Origin of the sequence: Nostoc sp. 'Peltigera membranacea cyanobiont' 232, assembly GCF_002245985.1 — a bacterium.
GTDB lineage: Bacteria > Cyanobacteriota > Cyanobacteriia > Cyanobacteriales > Nostocaceae > Nostoc.
The window spans coordinates 1-1,664 of sequence record NZ_NOLK01000371.1 but is presented as its reverse complement, the minus strand read 5'-3'; the positions used below and the strand labels follow the sequence as shown (position 1 = coordinate 1,664).

Sequence of the window (1,664 nt, the reverse complement as noted above, 5' to 3'; positions counted from 1 at the left end):
ACTGGAGTTTAGACTAAGCCATGCAAAAAGACCCAGCAGGGCTGAGTTAATCAGAGACTTAGCAAAAGTATGAATAATCTTAGGTATTAAACAGCAACTGATGGTTCTTTGCGTGGTGGTGTTACTGTTTTTTTAACAATTGGGCATCGGTTTTTACGGTGACGCTTTTTTCCTGGTTGCCAACCAGGAGACTTTCCACGAGGTTTGGGTGGAAGGGCTGGAGTACCAATGACCGCGAAAACTGCTCCCATTGATTGAGCAACTCTTCCAGGGGTCAAATTATCGATTGATTTTTGCCAGGGTAAAGGGTTGTCAGTCACAATATCACGGGCTAACCACAACTCCCAAGTCATCAGGGGCATTAAGTCACTCCACCTTTCACATTGTTTGGGCGTGCTTAAATTTGGTACAGTCCAATGTAGACGTTGCTTTAAAAAGCGATACCAATGATCAATTGTAAAGCGACGCAAGTAAAGACACCAAACTGACTCTAGGGGTGGCATTTCTTCTCCTGCCCAAGCCAACCACAAAGGTTTGGACAGTCTCATGTTACCTTGCGCGTCGAGACGTTCAACCCTGATCAGTAATATGGGGCGTGTAGCCGCTTTACGGAAGTGTAAATCTTTCCATAAGCTAACACGCACATGTCCTAATTTTGGGTCATTCATTTCCAAGACAGATGTTGCCTCACTCCATGTTGTCGGTTCATTGAGTTTAAATCTATCACCATGCTTTTTGGGTCGCCCCTTCCCAGAATAAGCTAATGGCTCACCCCATAAACATAAATTTGAACGCAACCGGACGAGAATATCCACCGGAATATTGGCAGTTTTTAAGATAAAAGGCGCACAACCGTATTCACTATCCCAAACTGAAATCGGTCTGGTGGGTAAATATTTACACACCTGTTTTAGTTGCCAAATCGCTTTTGAGATTGGACTTTCGCCACTTGTGATCCGTTCATGTCTCAAAGGTAGTGCCCAACTACCTGATTTTTCAGGTATCCAGGCAATTGTGCTATATCCTTGACCAATGGTAATCGGTTTATTTCCTGCTATGGATGCGCCACTATGCTCATAAGTCCTCTCTTGTAACGTTACTGCATCTGGGCGTGACCAGTTTGTATGATCTCCTGCTAACAATGGTCGTCCCTCTGCTGGGATCTGTTTGATATATAGCTGCATCAATTTCTGTCTCTGTGGTCTGCTATCTTGTAAAGCTTCATAGATGCTTGGCCACTTGCGTCTAAATACTGGTGATAAGGATAAGTCTGCTAAGGAATAAACATTACGGGTCAGTAATATGGCATCTGTTAATTCAAAGGTCGCGTCTTTGGCTCTACCTAAATATTTGTAGGCTACTTGACGAAACTCTTTAAGTCTGGCATTTTTCATGTTGGCAGGTGAGTAATGGTAGTTCTTTTCTCACTTTCTGCCAAAAGGGGGACTGTATTCAATCAGACACCCCTTTTTCCTTGCTTATTATATGATAATGATAATCGAATAACGGGGGGTGGGAGAGAAACGAGCGACGCTCGTTTCTCTCCCACCATTTTCATGATTATCATTATTGTATTATTCTCTCGGCAAGTATACTACACAATAATTGTTCAAGGTCGCGGATGCTTTAAGGCTGACAAGATAATATTTTTAACCTCTAATTCC

At 42.8% G+C, this 1,664-nt stretch carries 1 protein-coding gene; it reads right to left on the bottom strand.

Annotated features, from left to right (window positions below):
• Nucleotides 1–86 precede the first annotated feature (86 nt).
• Nucleotides 87–1,394, bottom strand: a complete 1,308-nt coding sequence (locus tag CDG79_RS40395; RefSeq protein ID WP_094347026.1) for an NF041680 family putative transposase — start codon at nucleotides 1,392–1,394, stop codon at nucleotides 87–89.
• Nucleotides 1,395–1,664: the final 270 nt, after the last annotated feature.

Coding starts and splice junctions, on each gene's coding strand:
- CDG79_RS40395 (WP_094347026.1), bottom strand. CDS start 1,394: ATGAAAAATGCCAGACTTAAAGAGTTTCGTCAAGTAGCCTACAAATAT.